Origin of the sequence: Delftia sp. ZNC0008 (assembly GCF_000799035.1) — a bacterium.
Classification (GTDB): domain Bacteria; phylum Pseudomonadota; class Gammaproteobacteria; order Burkholderiales; family Burkholderiaceae_C; genus Comamonas; species Comamonas tsuruhatensis.
In genome coordinates, this window is the sequence record NZ_JTKZ01000556.1 from 1 (window position 1) to 1,053 (window position 1,053).

Here is a 1,053-nt window from a genome sequence, read left to right on the forward strand (position 1 = left end):
GCAAGCCTGCCGAAGGACAGGCTTGCTTCGTCATCTGACTTGCCGCAGTTGTTTGAGCGAAGCGCGTCAGCGCGCAGCGAGTTCTGCGGCACACCCCGCATCCCGCCCAACGCTGGTCGCCCCGGAGCGCAGCGCAGGGGTCGTGGGCAGTTTGGGGCGCGCTTCTTTGCTTCCTTTCTTATCGCGCGATAAGAAAGGGAGTCGGCTGCCGGGCCGAAACCCGGCCTCGAAAAACAACCACCCGGCAGGGACAAAAAGCAGACCAAGAGCCAGCCTCAAACAGCAGGCACCAGCCGAATCTCAGAAGCCCACCCATCCCGCTCCAACTGCCCCACCAACCCCAACTCCCAATCCAGATAAGCCCGAAACCCCGCATCCCTCAACCCCAGATCCCGATGTGCATAAGGGCTGTACCACTGGTCATCATCCCCCGTCAGCACATCCGCATCCCCCTGCCCCAGCGGCAGCCCGGCAGCAGCCCAGGCAGAAGTGCCGCCGACGACGGAACGCACATCGCGCCCCGTGCGCGCCGCCAGTTCGGCCGCCACTCCACGGGCCAGCACGCCGTCCGGCGAGGTGAGCACCACGACCTGCGCTGGCGGCAGGGCCTGCACGAAGGAGGGCAGACGGTCAGGCACGGCAAAGCGCGCACCGGCGATGTGCTGCTTCTCGAAGGCGGGCCGGCTGTCCACGTCGAAGACGATGGCGCGGCCTTCGCCCAGCAGTTCCTGCGCCTGCTGCACGGACAGCTGGGGCGCGGGTGCGCGGGAGGCGAGCACGCGCACGGGTTCGGCGCCGGTTTCCAGGGTGGCCAGCGCGGGCGGAGCGTAGGTGAAGACTTCCCAGCCCAGCTGGGCCAGCCAGGCGCCGGTGGTGAGGGCGCGCACGCCGTCCCAGTCGGCCAGCACGATGCGTGCGCCGCGCGTGGCGGCGTATTCGTCGGTGGCCTGCACGAGTTGGCCGCCCGGCGCCCAGCGCCAGCCGGGCAGGTGGCCGGCCTGGTATTCCTCGCGGGTGCGCACGTCGAAGCGGTAGAGCGTGCGTTCGGTGGCT

General features: G+C 69.0%; 1 protein-coding gene. It reads right to left on the reverse strand.

The window, feature by feature from the left end:
- Nucleotides 1–275 precede the first annotated feature (275 nt).
- A partial coding sequence (locus L995_RS18405; protein WP_047472917.1) for a rhodanese-like domain-containing protein occupies nt 276–1,053 on the reverse strand: 778 nt, incomplete at its 5' end.